The 18,846-nt window shown below is 69.8% G+C and carries 14 protein-coding genes; 11 read left to right on the top strand and 3 right to left on the bottom strand.

The window, feature by feature from the left end; translation table 11 throughout:
- The first annotated feature begins 391 nt into the window (after positions 1 to 391).
- From ACZ7GZ_RS16815 to ACZ7GZ_RS16800, 4 genes are all read left to right on the top strand, one after another.
- Positions 392 to 1,828 (top strand): diaminobutyrate--2-oxoglutarate transaminase family protein, encoded by a 1,437-nt coding sequence (locus tag ACZ7GZ_RS16815; RefSeq protein WP_471024876.1) that lies wholly within the window; start codon positions 392 to 394, stop codon positions 1,826 to 1,828.
- 247 nt (positions 1,829 to 2,075) lie between these two features.
- Positions 2,076 to 4,031, top strand: a complete 1,956-nt coding sequence (locus ACZ7GZ_RS16810; RefSeq protein ID WP_471024756.1) for an IucA/IucC family protein — start codon at positions 2,076 to 2,078, stop codon at positions 4,029 to 4,031.
- Positions 4,032 to 4,100: 69 nt separating this feature from the next.
- Positions 4,101 to 4,907, top strand: coding sequence for a GNAT family N-acetyltransferase (locus ACZ7GZ_RS16805; protein WP_471024754.1), 807 nt, complete (start codon positions 4,101 to 4,103; stop codon positions 4,905 to 4,907).
- Between the two features lie 158 nt (positions 4,908 to 5,065).
- A complete protein-coding gene (locus tag ACZ7GZ_RS16800) occupies positions 5,066 to 7,057 on the top strand; it encodes an ATP-dependent DNA helicase (protein ID WP_471024753.1) in 1,992 nt (663 codons plus the stop codon).
- Positions 7,058 to 7,233: 176 nt separating this feature from the next.
- On the opposite strand, the gene lexA is transcribed toward ACZ7GZ_RS16800, so the two are convergent.
- Positions 7,234 to 8,013 carry a transcriptional repressor LexA gene (gene lexA / locus ACZ7GZ_RS16795; RefSeq protein WP_055710152.1) on the bottom strand — a complete coding sequence of 260 codons (780 nt, stop codon included), beginning with the start codon at positions 8,011 to 8,013 and terminating at the stop codon, positions 7,234 to 7,236.
- A gap of 564 nt (positions 8,014 to 8,577) precedes the next feature.
- On the opposite strand from lexA, the gene nrdR reads away from it, so the two are divergent.
- Together nrdR and ACZ7GZ_RS16785 are read left to right on the top strand one after the other, a co-directional pair.
- The gene (gene nrdR, locus ACZ7GZ_RS16790; protein ID WP_471024751.1) at positions 8,578 to 9,129 is read left to right on the top strand and encodes a transcriptional regulator NrdR; all 552 of its coding nucleotides are present in this window, start codon (positions 8,578 to 8,580) and stop codon (positions 9,127 to 9,129) included.
- 165 nt (positions 9,130 to 9,294) lie between these two features.
- Positions 9,295 to 12,189 carry a vitamin B12-dependent ribonucleotide reductase gene (locus tag ACZ7GZ_RS16785; RefSeq protein WP_471024749.1) on the top strand — a complete coding sequence of 965 codons (2,895 nt, stop codon included), beginning with the start codon at positions 9,295 to 9,297 and terminating at the stop codon, positions 12,187 to 12,189.
- Positions 12,190 to 12,248: 59 nt separating this feature from the next.
- Here ACZ7GZ_RS16785 and ACZ7GZ_RS16780 read toward each other — a convergent pair whose 3' ends face one another.
- Positions 12,249 to 12,779: a TerD family protein gene (locus tag ACZ7GZ_RS16780; RefSeq protein WP_471024748.1), complete on the bottom strand. Its 531-nt coding sequence runs from the start codon at positions 12,777 to 12,779 to the stop codon at positions 12,249 to 12,251.
- Positions 12,780 to 12,932: 153 nt separating this feature from the next.
- Between ACZ7GZ_RS16780 and ACZ7GZ_RS16775 the strand changes: the two genes are divergently transcribed.
- The 3 genes from ACZ7GZ_RS16775 to ACZ7GZ_RS16765 all read left to right on the top strand — a co-directional run bounded on the left by ACZ7GZ_RS16775 (position 12,933) and on the right by ACZ7GZ_RS16765 (position 15,325).
- On the top strand, positions 12,933 to 13,538 hold the full coding sequence (locus ACZ7GZ_RS16775) for a YdbC family protein (RefSeq protein WP_471024747.1): 606 nt from the start codon (positions 12,933 to 12,935) through the stop codon (positions 13,536 to 13,538).
- Positions 13,539 to 13,747: 209 nt separating this feature from the next.
- Positions 13,748 to 14,407, top strand: coding sequence for a histidine phosphatase family protein (locus tag ACZ7GZ_RS16770; RefSeq protein WP_471024745.1), 660 nt, complete (start codon positions 13,748 to 13,750; stop codon positions 14,405 to 14,407).
- A 12-nt stretch (positions 14,408 to 14,419) separates the two neighbouring features.
- Positions 14,420 to 15,325 (top strand): ADP-ribosylglycohydrolase family protein, encoded by a 906-nt coding sequence (locus ACZ7GZ_RS16765; RefSeq protein WP_471024743.1) that lies wholly within the window; start codon positions 14,420 to 14,422, stop codon positions 15,323 to 15,325.
- A 321-nt stretch (positions 15,326 to 15,646) separates the two neighbouring features.
- Here the strand turns inward: ACZ7GZ_RS16765 and ACZ7GZ_RS16760 are convergent, their stop codons facing one another.
- A complete protein-coding gene (locus tag ACZ7GZ_RS16760; RefSeq protein WP_471024741.1) occupies positions 15,647 to 17,194 on the bottom strand; it encodes an MFS transporter in 1,548 nt (515 codons plus the stop codon).
- 185 nt (positions 17,195 to 17,379) lie between these two features.
- On the opposite strand from ACZ7GZ_RS16760, the gene ACZ7GZ_RS16755 reads away from it, so the two are divergent.
- Positions 17,380 to 18,003 (top strand): TetR/AcrR family transcriptional regulator, encoded by a 624-nt coding sequence (locus ACZ7GZ_RS16755; RefSeq protein WP_471024739.1) that lies wholly within the window; start codon positions 17,380 to 17,382, stop codon positions 18,001 to 18,003.
- 81 nt (positions 18,004 to 18,084) lie between these two features.
- Positions 18,085 to 18,786: a ribonuclease HII gene (locus ACZ7GZ_RS16750; RefSeq protein WP_471024738.1), complete on the top strand. Its 702-nt coding sequence runs from the start codon at positions 18,085 to 18,087 to the stop codon at positions 18,784 to 18,786.
- The last annotated feature ends 60 nt before the right edge of the window (positions 18,787 to 18,846 follow it).

Genomic DNA, 18,846 nt, shown 5'->3' with positions numbered 1-18,846 from the left:
TGTGGGGGAGTTCCGACGGAACGGCAACGGTTCGGCTACAAGCCGTCTGACCTGGCCAATCATCCGGAGATCGACCGATTTGACGTCCACTCACCGCTATCACCCTCCGAACCGGCGACCCCGTCCACCCCGTTCACCCACCGTGCCCGCCCGTTGTGCCGCCCAGACCGCGGCGCACGAAGGTGTGCTGCGCGCCGGCAGACCGCCCTCCCGCGGCGCCGCACGGCACGGGCCACCTCCCCGTCCTGTCAAGGATCTTGAGGGAACCCGTAACCCGTCGAACGGTCAGGGGTTGTAGCGGTGGGGGGCCAGCTGCCTGCACCCGGGCCCCGCGGATCAACACGCCTCTGAACAGCGGGGAGGACAGCGCGCCGTGGCCGTAACCGAGTCGATGGCTGAAGACCTGCACGGGGAAGCGCGTGCTGTGCACGACGGGATCCTCAGACGCCAGTCGGCGCGAGAGTCCTCCGCCCGCACCTACGCCCGGGCCCTGCCCATCGTGCCGGTCCGGGCGCGAGGGCTCACCATCGAGGGTGCCGACGGCCGCCGCTATCTGGACTGCCTCTCCGGCGCCGGCACACTCGCCCTCGGTCACAACCATCCGGTCGTGCTGGAAGCCATCCGCAGGGTCCTCGACTCCGGCGCCCCCCTCTCCGTCCTCGATCTGGCGACCCCCGTCAAGGACGCCTTCATCACCGAGCTGTTCCGCACCCTCCCGCCCGGCCTCGCCGACCGTGCCCGCGTCCAGTTCTGCGGACCGGCCGGTACCGATGCCGTGGAGGCCGCCCTCAAACTGGTCCGGGCGGCGACCGGCCGCACCGGCATCCTCGCCTTCACCGGCGCCTACCACGGCATGACCGCCGGCGCCCTGGCCGCCTCCGGCGGCGCCCATGACATCCAGGTCGCCCGTCTGCCCTATCCGCAGGACTACCGCTGCCCCTTCGGCGTCGGCGGACCGCGCGGCGCCGAACTCGCCGCCCGCTGGACCGAGTCCCTCCTCGACGATCCCAAGTCCGGCGTGCCCCTGCCCGCGGGGATGATCCTCGAACCCGTCCAGGGCGAGGGCGGGATGATTCCCGGGCCGGACGACTGGCTGCGCCGCATGCGGCAGCTCACGGCCGACCGGTCCATCCCGCTGATCGCCGACGAGATCCAGACCGGCGTCGGCAGGACCGGCGCCTTCTGGGCCGTCGAACACAGCGGCATCAGCCCCGACGTCATGGTCCTGTCCAAGGCCATCGGCGGCAGCCTCCCGCTGGCCGTGATCGTCTACCGCGACGATCTGGACGTCTGGCCACCCGGCGCCCACGCGGGAACCTTCCGGGGCAACCAACTCGCCATGGCCGCGGGCACCGCGACCCTCATCCATGTCCGCGAGAACGGCCTCGCCGAACGCGCCGCCGCCCTCGGCTCCCGCATGCTGGACCAACTCGGGCAACTCACCGACACGTTCACGTGCGTGGGGGAGGTGCGGGGGCGCGGGCTGATGATCGGGGTCGAGATGGTCGACCCGGAAGACACCGCAGCCGAGCCCGACGACCACGACCCCATGCCCGCCGGTCCCGAGCCCGCCCGCACTCCGCGTCGGGCCGCGCCCGAACTCGCCGCGGCCGTCCAGCGGGAGTGTCTCCAGCGAGGACTGATCGTCGAACTCGGCGGCCGTCACTCGGCCGTGGTCCGGCTGCTTCCGCCGCTCACGATCAGCGACGAACAGGCGGCAGCCGTACTGGACCGCCTGACCGACGCGGTGGCAGCGGTGGCCCGCACCCACGAGGAACAGGGCCCACACGGCAGCCGACACCACGACTCTGCCCAGCGCGCAGGCTGAGAGCCGCACCGACACCGCCCAGCCGTCGAGGCCGGCACCAGCCTTCGACACCGTAGAGAGGCTCCGTCCGAGAGCGGCCTCCCCTGACACACCCGCAGCCCCTCGTTCACGCCCGCTCCCAGTGCCGGCGCGTTCCTCCCACGCGGCGAACCGTCGATGCCTTCGGGGAGACCGCCGACCACGCGGGACCGACGACCGGGCGACAGCACGAACCACGCACCACCCAGCCAGCCAACGAGGAGCCGTCATGAACGCCACCCCCACTCCCGACGGCAGCTCCGGTGCTCCCGACGAACAGGGGGACTCCGGTGTCCCGGCCTCCCATGTGCCGCTCGCCGAGTCGGTTCCCCAGCAGAAGAGGCGCACCGTGGATCTCACCCGAGTGACCGAGTCCGGCGCCGACCTGCTGGACGACCCCGACCCGCGCATCGCGGCCCGGACCGCCGCCGTGGACAACCTGTTGCGGTGCTGGGTGCGGGAGACCAACCTCGCAGCCCCCCACAGCGGCACGCTCTGCCTTCCGCTTCCGGCCAGCGGCACCTCCCTGCTCGTGCCGGTCCGCTACTGGTCACCGACGGGCTTGCACCGCTTCGGTCCGCCACGCCTGATCAGCGTCCCCGCGTCCGCCCCCGCGGTCGACGCCGTCGCCCTGGCGGCGCTGCTCGCCCGGGAGACGGCCGGTGACACGGGCGGTACCGCTTCCACCCAGGACCCAGGAGCCGCGGACCACTTGGACGACGGCGATCTCGTGGCCAGGGTGGCGGACTCCCAGCGTCGCACCGCGACCTTCGTCCGCGACCGGCGCGAGCACCCCTTTGATGTCCCCGACCTCTTCCTCTCCGCCGAGCAGGCCCTCCTCCTCGGACACCCGCTGCACCCGGCCCCCAAGAGCCGGGAAGGCCTGACCGAGACCGAAACCCGCCTGTACTCACCAGAGCTGCGCGGCTCCTTTCCCCTGCATTGGATGGCTGTCGCCCCCTCCCTTCTCGCCACCGACTCGGCCTGGACCGAGCGAGGCCGTCCCGTCCCGGCCGTTGACCTCATCCGGCGCCTCGCCGAGAGCGACTTCCCGGTGCCCGCGGGCTACGCCTCCCTCCCCCTGCACCCGTGGCAGGCCCGTGAACTGTGCCGCCGTGAACCCGTCGCCGCCCTGCTCGACTCCGGACTCCTGCGTGACCTCGGCCCCCTCGGCACCGGCTGGCATCCCACCTCCTCCGTCCGCACGGTCCACCGATCGGGCGCCCCCGCGATGCTGAAGCTGTCTCTCGGCCTGCGCATCACCAACTCCCGCCGCGAGAACCTGCGCAAGGAACTCCATCGGGGAGTCGAGGTGCACCGGCTGCTGCGCACCGGTCTGTCCCAGCGGTGGCAGGCCGCACACCCGTCCTTCGACATCGTCCGCGACCCGGCCTGGCTCGCCGTCGACGCGCCGGACGGACTTCCCGTACCCGGACTCGACGTGGTGATCAGGCACAACCCGTTCGCCCCGACCGACGACGCCGGCTGCGTCGCCGGACTCCTCTCCCTCCGGCCCGTGCCCGAACCGAACAGCGGCTCCTCGTCCCAGCGGACCACCTGGCCCATGCGCTCCCGACTGGCCCAGCTCGTCGAACAGCTCGCCGCACGCACCGGACGGCCCCTCGCAGCCGTTGCCGCGGAGTGGTTCCTCCGGTACCTGGAACAGGTCGTCCGTCCCGTGCTCTGGCTGGACAGCGAGGCCGGCATCGCCCTCGAGGCCCACCAGCAGAACACCCTGCTCCTGCTCGACGGCGAGGGCTGGCCCGCCGGCGGCCGCTACCGCGACAACCAGGGCTACTACTTCCGCGCGTCCCGGCGCGCCGAGCTGGCTGCCCGGCTGCCCGGTATCGGCGAGCGCAGTGACACCTTCGTCTGCGACGAGGTGACCGACGAACGCTTCGCCTACTACCTCGCCATCAACAACGTGATGGGCCTCATCGGCGCGTTCGGTTCCCAGCGCCTTGCCGACGAGCGGCTCCTCCTCGCGGCCTTCCGCCGTTTCCTCGCCGACGTCGCCGCAGGGCCCACCGCACTGCGCACCTCCCTGCCCCGCCGTCTGCTGGACTCGCCCGTCCTGCGCTGCAAGGCCAACCTGCTGACCCGGCTGCACGGCCTCGACGAACTCGTCGGCCCGGTCGACACCCAGTCCGTCTACGTCACCATCGCCAACCCCCTTCACTCCTGAGCGAACCCCACCTCACCCCCGCACTTCCCGAGGAACATGACCCACCCCGTCTCCTGAGAGGAGCGCACCATGCCTCCCACCGACGCGAACGCCGGCTCCGGCCCCAGCCCCGCCCGGCCGGACGGCCCCGTCCCCCTGGGTACCCCTGACCGCCGGGGCTCCAGCAGCCCACGAGCCGACGGCGCGGTCACCCGGGGCGCCCCCTACACCGGGTTCGCCATCGAGGACGACGACGCGGACTGCGAGGACACGCTGGACCTGCACCTGCCCGCGGACTTCCTCGCTCTCTTCGCCAGAGGGACGGCCTATCTCCTGGACAAACTCCCTACGTGGGGCACAGTGCTCACGCGCGTCGGGTCCTTCCAACTCGTGCCCGTGTGCGTCGACGAAGACCTGCCGCTCATCCACCGCTGGATGAACGACCCCGCCGTCGGGGAGTTCTGGGACCTGGCCGGGCCCCGGACCCGGACGGAGGACCACCTACGCACTCAACTCGACGGCGACGGACGCAGCGTGCCGTGTCTCGGCCTACTGGACGGCACACCGATGAGCTACTGGGAGATCTACCGGGCGGATCTGGATCCCCTGGCCCGCCACTACCCGGCCCGTCCCCATGACACCGGGATCCACGTGCTCGTCGGTGGGGCCGCGGACCGGGGAAGGGGGCTGGGATCCGCCCTCCTTCGAGCCGTAGCCGACCTGATCCTCGACCGGCGCCCCGCCTGCGCACGGGTCGTAGCGGAACCCGAGCTGCACAACGTCCCCTCCCTCGCAGCGTTCCTGAGCGCCGGATTCCGGTTCGCGGACGAGGTCGACCTGCCCGGCAAGCGGGCCGCCCTCATGATCCGGGACCGAGTCCTGCGCGATGTGCTGTAGCGGTCGGTGACGACGCCTTCATCCTCGGTGCACCGCTCGGCCCCTCAGTCACCCAGCCCTCCCGCCCCACCACTCCTCAGGAGCCAGGCCGTGCCCCCGCCCTCCCTGTCCGCCTTGATCGCCCCTTTGTCGGTGCCGGGCCGTAGGCTGGTCGGGCTATGACGAAGCCCTCACTCCCCGAACTCCTGCACGCCGCCGTCACAGCTGTCGGCGGTACGGAGCGCCCCGGCCAGGTGACCATGGCCGAAGCGGTCGCCGAGGCGATCGACGACGGATCCCACCTGCTCGTCCAGGCCGGCACCGGCACCGGCAAGTCGCTCGGCTATCTCGTGCCGGCGCTCGCGCACGGGGAACGGGTGGTCGTCGCCACGGCCACCCTCGCGCTGCAGCGCCAGCTCGTGGAACGCGACCTGCCACGCACGGTCGACGCCCTGCACCCGCTGCTGCGCCGCCGCCCGGAGTTCGCGATGCTCAAGGGCCGGTCGAACTATCTCTGCCTGCACCGTCTGCACGAGGGCATGCCGCAGGACGAGGAGGACGGCCTCTTCGACCAGTTCGAGGCCGCAGCGCCGACCAGCAAGCTGGGCCAGGACCTCCTGCGGCTGCGCGACTGGTCGGACGAGACCGAGACCGGCGACCGCGACGATCTCACTCCGGGCGTGTCGGACCGGGCCTGGGCGCAGGTGTCGGTCTCGTCGCGGGAGTGCCTTGGCGCGTCGAAGTGCGCGTACGGCGCCGAGTGCTTCGCCGAGATGGCCCGCGAGCGTGCGAAGCTCGCCGACGTCGTGGTCACGAACCACGCACTGCTGGCCATCGATGCCATCGAGGGCGCGCCGGTGCTGCCGCAGCACGAGGTGCTGATCGTGGACGAGGCCCACGAACTCGTCTCGAGGGTCACCGGCGTCGCGACCGGCGAGCTCACACCCGGCCAGGTCAACCGCGCGGTGCGCCGAGCCGCCAAGCTCGTCAACGAGAAGGCCGCCGATCAGCTCCAGACCGCCGCCGAGGGCTTCGAGCGGCTGATGGAGCTGGCTCTGCCGGGCCGCCTGGAGGAGATTCCGGAAGACCTCGGCTACGCCCTCATGGCACTGCGGGACGCCGCCCGCACGGTCATCACCGCGCTCGGCTCGACCCGCGACAAGTCGGTGCAGGACGAGGACGCGGTGCGCAAGCAGGCGCTCGCCTCGGTGGAGACGGTCCACGACGTGGCCGAGCGGGTCCTGAACGGCTCGGAGTGGGACGTCGTCTGGTACGAGCGGCACGACCGCTTCGGCGCGTCCCTGCGGATCGCTCCCATGTCGGTCTCGGGCCTGCTCAGAGAGAAGCTCTTCGCCGACCGCGCCGTCGTCCTCACCTCCGCGACCCTCAAGCTGGGCGGCGACTTCAACGGCGTCGGCGCCTCCCTGGGGCTCGGCCCCGAGGGCGTCGAGGGCGAGGACCTGCCGCAGTGGAAGGGCGTCGACGTCGGCTCGCCCTTCGACTACCGCAGGCAGGGCATCCTCTACGTCGCCAAGCATCTCGCACGCCCCGCGCGTGACGGTGAGCGCTCCGACATGCTCGACGAGCTGACCGACCTCATCCAGGCCGCCGGCGGCCGCACCCTCGGGCTCTTCTCGTCCATGCGGGCGGCGCAGCTCGCGGCGGAGGAGCTGCGCTCCCGGATCCCCGAGTTCCCGATCCTGCTCCAGGGTGAGGAGACCCTCGGTGAGCTGATCAAGAACTTCGCGGCCGACCCGAAGACCTGCCTGTTCGGCACGCTGTCCCTGTGGCAGGGAGTGGACGTCCCCGGACCCAGCAGCCAGCTGGTCGTCATGGACAAGATCCCGTTCCCCCGTCCCGACGATCCCCTGATGAGTGCCCGGCAGAAGGCGGTGGAGGAGGCCGGCGGCAACGGCTTCATGGCGGTGGCCGCCACACACGCGGCCCTGCTCATGGCCCAGGGCGCCGGCCGGCTCGTCCGCGCGTCGGGGGACCGGGGCGTGGTCGCCGTACTGGATCAGCGACTGGCCACCGCACGGTACGGCGGCTATCTCAAGGCGTCACTGCCGGACTTCTGGTACACGACGGACCGTAACCAGGTGCGTAAGTCGCTTGCGGCGATCGACGCGGCGGCCAAGGAGACGGAAGCGGAGCGAGCGGGGGCGAAGTGATCGCTGGGGCCTGACCGGCGCCGGTCAGGCCACCCAGCGCTGGAAATGCGCCGAGGGCCACCCCGGCGGCAAAGGCGCTGGGGTGGCCCTGGATGCGGCAGGGCCCCGGAACCGGCGCAGGGGCTCCGGGGCCCGGTCAGGGAGCGAGCAGCCGTGTGGCCCGCCCGCCGCGGGCGTCACACGCGCCGCAGCACCGCGACGACCTTGCCCAGGATGGTCGCGTCGTCGCCCGGGATCGGCTCGTAGGCCGCGTTGTGCGGGAGGAGCCAGACATGGCCGTCCTCGCGCTTGAAGCGCTTGACAGTGGCTTCGCCGTCGAGCATGGCCGCCACGATGTCGCCGTTCTCGGCGACCGGCTGACGGCGCACGGTGACCCAGTCGCCGTCGCAGATCGCGGCTTCGATCATGGAGTCGCCGACGACCTTGAGGACGAACAGTTCACCGTCGCCGACGAGCTGGCGGGGGAGAGGGAAGACGTCCTCGACGGACTCCTCCGCGAGGATGGGGCCACCGGCGGCGATACGGCCGACCAGCGGGACGTAGGACGCGGCGGGCTTGCCGGCGGTGTCCGTGGGCTGCACGGTCACGGCCTGGTCGGAGCCGCGCACCTCGTAAGCGCGCGGGCGGTGCGGGTCGCGGCGCAGGAAGCCCTTGCGCTCCAGGGCCATGAGCTGATGTGCGACCGACGAGGTGCTCGAGAGGCCGACGGCCTGGCCGATCTCCCGCATCGACGGCGGGTACCCGCGCCGCTGGACGGAGTCACGGATGACTTCGATCACGCGACGCTGCCGGTCGGTGAGTCCGGAGCTGTCCGCCCGGATTCCTGGAGGTCGGCCAGGCAGGGAGCGCTTGTGCCCCTCTGGATTCGTGGCTTCGTTCATCACGTGTACCGGCTCGACTCGGCCCTGGGAGCGGTCCTGGGCGGTGATGGTGGCACTGTCTGCGGTGGTGGTCACGTCGGCCCCTCTCGATGGTCTCCCTGCTGCACAACGGTAGATGGTTTCGAAAGGTTGCGCCAAACACACGTTCGAGTGAAAAAGTGCGATTCACCTGACGCGATCGCGTGTCTGGGTGTATTGCTGACGCGCCACCTGGCGGGCAAAGATGCCCATTGTCGTACTCTTCACCGCCGGGGTTGCCGACCTCGTGGGTCGTCACCCCAGTCTGTCATCCGAAACCCGGCCGTCCGGGCTCCGGATCCCTTCTGCGCCGGAGTCCCACGCGTCCTCCGTGCGGCGCCCACGGTATCCCCGTAAACGTCACAGTGATACGGCTCTGCGTCCGCGTGTCCCGGCGGTCACCTGTTGCGCGGACGCCCCCGCGCTCCCCTGGCGACACGCGAGTTCGCCTCGGTGTATGAGCCAATCCCCACATGTAGTGGTTGGATGGCTACGGCAGCCCACAAGTTGTGGTCCCCCGGGTCTGAAGTGGCTCTGCGATCGCCTATGCTTAGGGCTGCTTCGCGGGGCACATGAGGTCCGGTGAGGTTGTTGAGTCTGCTGTGAGGAGGGTTGGAGATCATGCACTGCCCCTTCTGCAGGCACCCCGACAGCCGCGTGGTCGACAGTCGTACGACCGACGACGGGACATCGATCCGCAGACGCCGTCAGTGCCCTGACTGCTCCCGTCGTTTCACGACCGTGGAGACGTGCTCGCTCATGGTGATCAAGCGGTCGGGGGTCACGGAGCCTTTCAGCCGCGCCAAGGTCATCAACGGTGTGCGCAAGGCGTGCCAGGGGCGGCCGGTCACCGAGGACGCACTCGCCCAGCTCGGCCAGCGGGTCGAGGAGGCGCTGCGGGCCACCGGAGGCGCCGAGCTGACCACCCACGACGTGGGGCTGGCCATACTCGGCCCGTTGCAGGAACTCGACCTCGTCGCCTATCTGCGATTCGCCTCCGTCTACCGGGCGTTCGACTCGCTCGAGGACTTCGAGGCCGCCATCGCGGAGCTGAGGGAGGCGACGCGGGGCCCCGTCGCGGACGAGGACGACTCCGGAGCGGGGAGCCAGGAAGACGATCGCGGGCCCGGCGGGACCACTCAGGTCCCCGTGCCCGCCCACGCCGCCGACTGACCGGAGGGACGGAAACCGGGAAGAAGCCCGGGTTCCGGCCGGGAGGCGGCGACCAAAGACCTGTTGCGGGCGGCGGCTGAGGGTGCCCGCAACACAAGACAGAACACCGTGCCACGGGAACAAACGGGGCACTTCAGGGCGTTTTCGCCCGTACAGGGAGGCGGCATGACAGAGACGGCGAGCGGTCCGGCGCGAGGTTCCCGAGCCAAGGGCACCAAGGTCACCAAGGGGCTGCGCATCGAGCGCGTCCACACCACCCCTGGCGTACACCCGTACGACGAGGTGGAGTGGGCGAGCCGTGACGTCGTCATGACCAACTGGCGCGACGGCTCGGTCAACTTCGAGCAGCGTGGCGTCGAGTTCCCCGACTTCTGGTCGGTGAACGCGGTCAACATCGTCACCAGCAAGTACTTCCGCGGTGCCGTCGGCACCCCGCAGCGTGAGACCAGCCTCAAGCAGCTGATCGACCGCATCGTGAAGACGTACCGGAAGGCCGGCGAGGACCACAGGTACTTCTCCTCGCCCGCCGACGCGGAGATCTTCGAGCACGAGCTGGCGTACGCCCTCCTGCACCAGATCTTCAGCTTCAACAGCCCCGTCTGGTTCAACGTGGGCACGTCGCAGCCCCAGCAGGTGTCCGCCTGCTTCATCCTGTCCGTCGACGACTCCATGGAGTCGATCCTCGACTGGTACAAGGAAGAGGGCATGATCTTCAAGGGCGGCTCCGGCGCCGGCCTGAACCTCTCCCGCATCCGCTCCTCCAAGGAGCTGCTGTCCTCCGGCGGCAACGCCTCCGGTCCGGTCTCCTTCATGCGCGGCGCCGACGCCTCCGCCGGCACCATCAAGTCCGGTGGCGCCACCCGCCGCGCCGCCAAGATGGTCGTGCTCGACGTCGACCACCCCGACATCGAGGACTTCATCGAGACCAAGGTCAAGGAAGAGGAGAAGATCCGCGTCCTGCGCGACGCGGGCTTCGACATGGACCTGGGCGGCGACGACATCACCTCCGTCCAGTACCAGAACGCCAACAACTCGGTCCGCGTGAACGACGAGTTCATGAAGGCGGTCGAGGACGGCGGCCAGTTCGGCCTGCGCGCCCGGATGACCGGTGAGGTCATCGAGGAGGTCGACGCCAAGTCCCTCTTCCGCAAGATCGCCGAGGCCGCCTGGGCCTGCGCCGACCCCGGCATCCAGTACGACGACACCATCAACAACTGGCACACCTGCCCCGAGTCCGGCCGGATCACCGCGTCGAACCCGTGCAGCGAGTACATGCACCTGGACAACACGTCCTGCAACCTGGCCTCGCTGAACCTGATGAAGTTCCTGAAGGACGACGGCAAGGGCAACCAGTCCTTCGAGACCGAGCGCTTCCAGAAGGTCGTCGAGCTGGTCATCACCGCGATGGACATCTCGATCTGCTTCGCGGACTTCCCGACCCAGAAGATCGGCGAGAACACGCGCGCCTTCCGCCAGCTCGGTATCGGCTACGCCAACCTCGGCGCCCTGCTGATGGCCACCGGCCACGCCTACGACTCCGACGGCGGCCGCGCCCTGGCCGGTGCCATCACCTCCCTGATGACGGGTACGGCCTACCGCCGCTCCGCCGAGCTGGCCTCGGTCGTCGGCACCTACGACGGTTACGCCCGCAACGCCGACGCCCACAACCGCGTCATGAAGCAGCACGCCGACGCCAACGGCACGGCCGTGCGCATGGACGACCTGGACACCCCGGTGTGGGCCGCCGCGACGGAGGCCTGGCAGGACGTCGTCCGTCTGGGCGAGAAGAACGGTTTCCGTAACTCCCAGGCGTCCGTGCTGGCCCCGACCGGCACCATCGGCCTCGCGATGTCCTGCGACACCACCGGTGTCGAGCCCGACCTCGCGCTGGTGAAGTTCAAGAAGCTGGTCGGCGGCGGCTCGATGCAGATCGTCAACGGCACCGTCCCGCAGGCCCTGCGCCGCCTGGGCTACCAGGAGGAGCAGATCGAGGCGATCGTCGCCCACATCGCCGAGAACGGCAATGTGATCGACGCCCCCGGCCTCAGGCACGAGCACTACGAGGTGTTCGACTGCGCCATGGGCGAGCGCGCCATCTCCCCGATGGGCCACGTCCGCATGATGGCCGCGATCCAGCCGTGGATCTCCGGCGCCATCTCCAAGACGGTCAACATGCCGGAGACGGCTTCCGTCGAGGAGGTCGAGGAGATCTACTTCGAGGCCTGGAAGCTGGGCGTCAAGGCGCTCGCGATCTACCGCGACAACTGCAAGGTCGGCCAGCCGCTCTCCGCGAAGACCAAGGAGAAGGAGAAGGCCGAGGTCACGGAGAAGGCCGAGGCGACCATCCGCGAGACGGTCGAGAAGGTCGTCGAGTACCGCCCGGTCCGCAAGCGCCTCCCCAAGGGCCGTCCGGGGATCACCACGTCCTTCACGGTCGGTGGCGCCGAGGGCTACATGACCGCCAACTCCTACCCGGACGACGGTCTCGGCGAGGTCTTCCTGAAGATGTCCAAGCAGGGCTCGACCCTCGCGGGCATGATGGACGCCTTCTCCATCGCGGTCTCCGTCGGTCTGCAGTACGGCGTGCCGCTGGAGACGTACGTCTCGAAGTTCACCAACATGCGCTTCGAGCCGGCCGGTATGACCGACGACCCGGACGTGCGGATGGCGCAGTCGATCGTCGACTACATCTTCCGCCGCCTGGCGCTGGACTTCCTGCCCTTCGAGACCCGCTCCGCGCTCGGCATCCACTCCGCCGAGGAGCGTCAGCGGCACCTGGAGACCGGTTCCTACGAACCGGCGGACGACGAGGTCGACGTCGAGGGCCTGGCCCAGTCGGCGCCGCGCACCCAGGAGCTGAAGGCGGTCGCCGCGCCGAAGGCCGAGGCCGAGGCGGCCAAGTCCGCCCCGAAGCAGGCCCACACCAGCGCCGAGCTGGTGGAGATGCAGCTGGGCATCCAGGCCGACGCCCCGCTGTGCTTCTCCTGCGGTACGAAGATGCAGCGGGCCGGTTCCTGCTACATCTGCGAGGGCTGCGGCTCGACCAGCGGCTGCAGCTGATGACGCGCGGTTTCTGAAGTGAAGTAAGGGGCGCCGGCAATGGCCGGCGCCCCTTACCGCTAGTGGGCCCTGCCCATGACCCGGGTGAAGGTCGCGGGATCCTCCTCGAAGCCGTGCACGCCCGGACGGAAGGTCCACTCCCCGGAGCCGTCACGGACGAATTCGGCGATCGTGGCCGCCGTCGCCCCGGGGACCGAGCCGAAGTCGTCCTCGGCGAGCACGGTGTAGCGGTCCTCCCGGATGCGCATGGCCGGATTCAGCACGTCGACGAACGTCTTGTGCCCGGACCGCTGTTGGATGACGACACCGACCACCACGCGCGCGTACCGGGCGTCGAGTCGGTCCAGTTCCAGCGTCATGACCTCGTCCCAGCCGAAACCCCTGCCGTCCGTGCTGTCCCGGTTGAGGAAGATCGTGCCGTCCGGTGAGCGGTTGTCGAAGTGCACGAGATAGGCCGGGGCCCCGTACGGGTCGCCCGACAGGAACGGCGCGGCGACGAGGTCGAGATCGGTGGGCGGCCGGCCCGCAGGACTGGGGTCCCACTGGAGCCCGACCTCGACCTTGCTGATTCCCTTGCTGAAGCCGGTCAACAGGCTTCCCCTTCCCCCGGGTGGTGGCCTCAGTCCCCAACTCGTCTGTAGTCAGGGCTTCTTGTTCATCGTGCCACGCGTGCGGGCCACATGCGCGGGTGATCTCCGCCGGAGCGTGACCGACGCCACGCCCGGTGGCCTTACGATGGCGCGGTGCTGGTCAAGTGGATTCGCTGCACCGTGGTGGACCGCCGCGGTTTCGAGCGGGGGCAGCGGAAATGGGCGGGGCTTCTGGGGGAGCCGGGTTTTCGGGGGCAGGGTGGGGGCTGGAGCCGGCAGCGGCCGGGCGTGGCGCACATCTTCGCCTTCTGGGAGAGCCGCGCCTTCTACGACTCCTTCATGGCCCGCTCCCACGACCGTCTGGCGGCTGCCCAGTCCGGCACGTTCAAGGACGCCCAGGCCAAGCTTTTCGAGTACCGCTTCGATGTGAAGACGGGTTTCGAGCCGCGGTTCACCGACACCGACCTGATCCGCGTGGCCCTGTGCCGGGTCCACGAGGAGCGCGTCGAGCACTTCACGCTCATGCAGGAGAAGGTCTGGAACCCCGCGATGGCCGGTTCGCCCGGGATGATCCGCGGGATGTTCGCCGAGGCACCCGAGCAGGAGTTCCTGGTCCTGTCGATGTGGAGGTCTGCGGCCGAGCACGGCAAGTACCGCACCGAGCGCGTGGAGCGCCTCGCGCTGCGCGCTCAGACCGAGGCCGACGTCGCGGCGCTCTCCGGTGACATCGTGGAGATGGAGCCGTCCTGGACGGTCTGAGACCCCGGAGGGGGTGCGTTTGGCGAGGAGGTGCCTTTGGCGACGGAGGTGCGTTTGGCGACGGAGGCGCGTTTGAAGAGCAGACACTCCTCCCTGAAGGTGTGCACACTGTGTCCGGGAGCGGCCCGAGACGCGGGTTTCGTGTGACCTACGCCGTATGGGGCCCGTACGAGTGCTCGACCTCCCCCCGTTCGATCTAGGGTTTTGGCATGGCACGACCACGGCGCATCGTCCTTGTCCGGCACGGCGAGTCAACGGGCAACATCGACGACTCCGTGTACGAGCGCGAACCCGACCACGCTCTCGCGCTGACCGAGCGCGGCTGGCGGCAGGCCGAGGAGACCGGCAAGAAGCTCCGGGAACTCTTCGGCCGGGAACGCGTGAGCGTGTACGTCTCGCCGTACCGCCGGACGCACGACACGCTCCGCGCCTTCCACCTCGCCCCCGACCTCATACGCGTCCGGGAGGAGCCGAGGCTCCGTGAACAGGACTGGGGCAACTGGCAGGACCGCGACGACGTGCGCCTGCAGAAGGCCTACCGCGACGCGTACGGCCACTTCTTCTTCCGGTTCCCGCAGGGCGAGTCCGGCGCCGACGTGTACGACCGGGTCGGCGGCTTCCTGGAGAGCCTGTTCCGCAGCTTCGAGGACCCGGACCATCCGCCGAACGTTCTCCTGGTGACGCACGGGCTCGCGATGCGGCTGTTCTGTATGCGCTGGTTCCACTGGACGGTCGCGGAATTCGAGTCGCTGTCGAACCCCGGGAACGCTGAGATGCGGATGCTCGTCCTCGGAGAGGACGGCAAGTACACACTCGACCGGCCCTTCGACCGCTGGCGGGAGCCGGTGCCGTTCTGGGTGAACGGATAGAGTGGCAGAGCGATGACCGCTGACTCCTCTTCCTCCGTGCGCCTGGAGCGCGCCCTGGCGAGCCTGCGCGGACTGGCCGTGGGGGACGCCCTGGGCTCCCAGTTCTTCGTTCCGGCGCACTACCCCCTGCTGAAGCGACGCGAGCTTCCCCCGGGCCCCTGGCAGTGGACGGACGACACCGAGATGGCCTGCTCCGTGGTCGCCGTACTCGCCGCCCACCAGCGCATCGACCAGGACGCGCTGGCCCGCTCCTTCGCCGGGCACCACGACTTCGACCGGGGCTACGGCCCTGCCGTCAACCGCCTGCTGAGGCTCGTGCGGGAGGGCGGGGACTGGCGTGAGCTGGCCGCCGGCCTGTTCAGCGGACAGGGGTCCTGGGGCAACGGCGCGGCGATGCGGATCGCCCCCCTGGGCGCCTGGTACGCGGACGACCCGGAGCAGGCGACTCACCAGGCGGAGATCTCGGCCTACCCCACCCACCAGCACCGTGAAGCCGTCGTCGGCGCCATGGCCGTGGCCGCCGCGGCGGCACTGGCCGGTTCACCGGACGGCCCGCCCAGCCCCGAGTCACTCCTCGACGGCGTCGTCGCCCTGGTGCCGAAGAGCGCCGTCGGCCAGGGACTGCGGCGTGCCCGGGACATGCTCGACTACGGTGACGCGGGCACCGTCGCTGCCGTGCTGGGATGCGGACGGCGTACGACCGCCCACGACACCGTGCCCTTCGCACTCTGGGCCGCCGCACGGCACCTCGGTGACTACGAGGCGGCCTTCTGGACGACGGCCGGGGTGGGCGGCGACGTGGACACGACCTGCGCGATCGTGGGCGGTGTGCTCGCCTCGGGCAAGGCAGGGGCTCCGCCCGCCGAGTGGGCCGAACGCGCCGAGGCACTGCCGGACTGGGTGCCGACAGGGTCCTGAGAGGCCGGACCACGGGACCGAATCGGCAGAAACTCTTCGTATCCGCCGGGAACTCTCCGTGACCACTGTCCGTTCCTCCCCTGTCTGCCGTACATCGCGGCTTTCGGATGCGAGGGCGGCGGACGCGCGGAAGGGCGCCGGTCGGAGGGAGGCGGGGAGATGGCACGCGCGATGCCTGCTCTGGTGCTGGCTACCGTTCTGGTTCTGGTTCTTGTTCTGGTGCGGGCGCTGGCGGGCGTGGTGCGGTCGGCCGGACCGCCGCGGGGGCTGTCCGTCCCCTGGCGGCAGTCCAGCCGGCCGCGGCCTGGTGCGGCCCGCGGATCAGCCGATGCCCGGACCCGCCACGCCGGCGAGGGAGTCGAGGTCGCTCTTGCGGACCCTGATCACCACCCAGGCGGTGACGAACGCGACACCGGCCATCGCGGCAGCCGGCACGAACGCGGTCGAGATGCCGTGGGCGAGCACGTCATGCCCCCAGGGGGCGGGCAACTGGTGCGTTGTGGCGAAGTGGGCCTGCTGCTCCGGCGAACCGTTGGCGAGGAATTTCGGGAGCTGCTTCTTCGTCTCGTCCTTTGCCGCCGTCCCGAACACGGTGGTCAGGATGGACAGTCCGAGCGAACCACCCACCTGCTGCATGGCGTTGAGGAGCCCGGAGGCCGCACCCGCCTCGTGCGGGGCGACGCCGGACACCGCGGTGACGGTGGCCGTCACGAAGTTCAGTCCCATGCCGAAGCCGAACACCAGCATCGGCCCGAGCACTCCGCCGAGGTAGGAGCTGTCCGGCCGGATGAAGGTCTGCCACACCAGCCCGATCACCACGAGCGCCGAGCCGGCCATCATGAACGGCTTGGGGCCGAGTCTCGGAAGGAAGCGCTGGGACAGGCCCGCGCCGACCGCGATCGCGACCGTCACGGGGAGGAAGGCCAGGCCGGCCTTGATGGCGCTGTAGCCGAGTACGTTCTGCACGAACAGCACGATGTAGAAGAACATGCCGAACATCGCCGCGGCGAGGCTCAGCATGATCACGTACGTGCCCCAGCGGTTGCGGTCCGCGAACATCCTGAGCGGGGTGATCGGTTCCTTCGCCCGCATCTCGGTGAGGACGAAGCCGAGCAACAGCACCACGGCCGCGCCGAACGAGCCGAGGGTGAGGCCGTCCCGCCAGCCGTTCTCCGAGGCACGGATGAACCCGTAGACCAGCAAGGCCATGCCCGCCGTCGAGGTCAGCGCGCCGGTGATGTCGAAGCGGCCCGGATGCCGCTGGGACTCGTTGATGTACAGCGGCGCGAGCGACGCGATCAGCACGCCGATCGGCACGTTCACGAACAGCACCCACCGCCAGTCGAGCCAGTCGGTGAGCATGCCGCCCGCCAGCAGACCGATGGCGCCGCCGCCCGCGGAGACGGAGGCGAACACACCGAAGGCCCGGTTGCGTTCCGGGCCTTCGGGGAAGGTCGTGGTGATCAGGGCCAGCGATGTGGGCGAGGCTATCGCGCCGCCCACGCCCTGCAGGGACCGGGCGGCCAGCAGCTGCCAGGGTTCCTGGGCGAGACCGCCCAGCAGCGAGGCGAAGGTGAACAGCAGGATGCCGGTCATGAACACCCGGCGGCGGCCGAGGATGTCACCGGCTCGCGCACCGAGCAGCAGCAGGCCGCCGAAGGTGAGCGTGTAGGCGCTGACCACCCAAGTGAGGTCCGTGGTGCTGAACTTGAGTGCGTCTTGAATGTGCGGGAGCGCGATGTTCACAATCGTCGCGTCGAGTACCACCATGAGTTGGCAGGCCGCGATGACGGTGAGTGCGATGCCGGGATGCCCCTCCCGGCGGGCCACGCCCGGTTTTGGTTCCTGAAGCAGCTGAGAGGTCGTCACTATGGGTCCCCCATAAAGGCGTTAGTGAACGCTCGCGTTCACTGTCGCGTCCACGGTAGTGAGTCCTCGACAGTGAACGCAAGCGTTCACTTAATCCCGCGCCCCGCCTCGCGTCCCCCTGTTGCTGCAGCGCGGCGCCACCCGCCCCGTAATCCCCGCTTCCCTTGCACGCTGGAGAGACACAGATGGTTACCTCGCGCTGGACGGCCGCTCCCGCCCCGGCGGCCACCCCCCGTCGGCGCGGCGTGGTGCTGGAGCGCGCGATCCTCGACGCCGCACTGGAGCAGCTCGGTGAGGTCGGCTGGAAAGGGCTGACCATGGAGGGCGTCGCGGCCGGCGCCCAGACCGGCAAGGCCGCGGTGTATCGCCGCTGGCCCTCCAAGGAGGACCTCGTCGCGGACGCGCTGGTGGCGGGACTGCCTCGGGTCGAGACCGCCCCGGACCTCGGCAGCGTACGCGAGGACCTCCTCACCCTGTGCCGTCAGGTTCGGCAGATCTTGTACTCGCGCCCTGGTGTGGCGCTGCGCTCGGTGATTCACGAGTGCGATCAAAGCCAGGCGGAGCGTTTCCAGGAGGTGATTGTCGGAGGGGTGGTCGAGCCGACCGTCAAGCTTCTCAGTGAGGTCATCGTCCGCGGAATAAAGCGGGGAGAGGTGCGGTCGGACGCGGCCAACAGCTATGTCTTCGACGTCATCCCGGCCATGATGATGTACCGCTCCAAGATGTGCACTAGCGAATGGAGCGACCAGGATCTCGAAGAGATGATCGACCAGCTGATGCTCCCGCTGCTCCGGCCCTACGGAGGCTGAGCCCGCACGTCGGCGACCTCCACGGCGGTCGGGCGACCGGGGTGTCGGGTGACGATCCCGGCGGCGTACGCTAAGTGCGCCATGCCGTACGAACCACCTACTCACACCGTCGAGCGCTCCCTGCGCGCCACGACCGGAGCCAAGGTCATTGCCGGTGTCGACGAGGTGGGGCGCGGCGCCTGGGCCGGACCTGTCACCGTCTGCGCCGCGATCACCGGGCTCCGCCGTCCGCCGGAGGGGCTGACCGACTCCAAGCTGCTGACGATCAGACGGCGCACGGAACTGGCCGGGATCCTGCAGACGTGGGTGACGGCCTATGCGCTGGGGCATGCTTCCCCCGGGGAGATCGACGACCTGGGGATGACGGCCGCGCTGCGGCTCGCCGCCGTCCGCGCCCTGGACGCCCTGCCGGTATGTCCCGACGCCGTGATCCTCGACGGAAAGCACGACTACCTCGGCGCCCCCTGGAAGGTGCGCACGGTGATCAAGGGCGATCGGTCGTGTGTGGCCGTCGCCGCGGCGTCGGTGATAGCCAAGGTCCAGCGCGACAAAATGATGGCCGAACTGGGTATCGACCATGCAGACTTCGGTTTTGCGGACAACGCCGGGTATCCGTCGCCCGTGCACAAGGCCGCACTGGAGGAGTGGGGGCCCACCCCGCACCACCGCTTGTCGTGGGCGTATCTTGATGCGTTGCCCCAGTGGCGGCATCTCAAGAAGGTCCGCAGCTGGGCGGACGGAAGTGTTCCGGAAATCGAGGGTCAGCTCGGCTTCGACTTCTGACGGTTCCGCTCGCACTGATGTGCCACCCGGTCACCCGCACCGCACCAATGTTTGATAAAT

This window comes from Streptomyces sp. NPDC037288 (assembly GCF_055603265.1).
The sequence above is the reverse complement of the archived record's forward strand: the minus strand, read 5'-3'. Positions and strand labels throughout refer to the sequence as shown.

What these genes read in the sequence shown, in the direction of transcription:
- ACZ7GZ_RS16815 (WP_471024876.1), top strand. Translation starts at nt 392, where the DNA reads ATGGCTGAAGACCTGCACGGGGAAGCGCGTGCTGTGCACGACGGGATC.
- ACZ7GZ_RS16810 (WP_471024756.1), top strand. Translation starts at nt 2,076, where the DNA reads ATGAACGCCACCCCCACTCCCGACGGCAGCTCCGGTGCTCCCGACGAA.
- ACZ7GZ_RS16805 (WP_471024754.1), top strand. Translation starts at nt 4,101, where the DNA reads ATGCCTCCCACCGACGCGAACGCCGGCTCCGGCCCCAGCCCCGCCCGG.
- ACZ7GZ_RS16800 (WP_471024753.1), top strand. Translation starts at nt 5,066, where the DNA reads ATGACGAAGCCCTCACTCCCCGAACTCCTGCACGCCGCCGTCACAGCT.
- nrdR (WP_471024751.1), top strand. Translation starts at nt 8,578, where the DNA reads ATGCACTGCCCCTTCTGCAGGCACCCCGACAGCCGCGTGGTCGACAGT.
- ACZ7GZ_RS16785 (WP_471024749.1), top strand. Translation starts at nt 9,295, where the DNA reads ATGACAGAGACGGCGAGCGGTCCGGCGCGAGGTTCCCGAGCCAAGGGC.
- ACZ7GZ_RS16770 (WP_471024745.1), top strand. Translation starts at nt 13,748, where the DNA reads ATGGCACGACCACGGCGCATCGTCCTTGTCCGGCACGGCGAGTCAACG.
- ACZ7GZ_RS16765 (WP_471024743.1), top strand. Translation starts at nt 14,420, where the DNA reads ATGACCGCTGACTCCTCTTCCTCCGTGCGCCTGGAGCGCGCCCTGGCG.
- ACZ7GZ_RS16755 (WP_471024739.1), top strand. Translation starts at nt 17,380, where the DNA reads ATGGTTACCTCGCGCTGGACGGCCGCTCCCGCCCCGGCGGCCACCCCC.
- ACZ7GZ_RS16750 (WP_471024738.1), top strand. Translation starts at nt 18,085, where the DNA reads ATGCCGTACGAACCACCTACTCACACCGTCGAGCGCTCCCTGCGCGCC.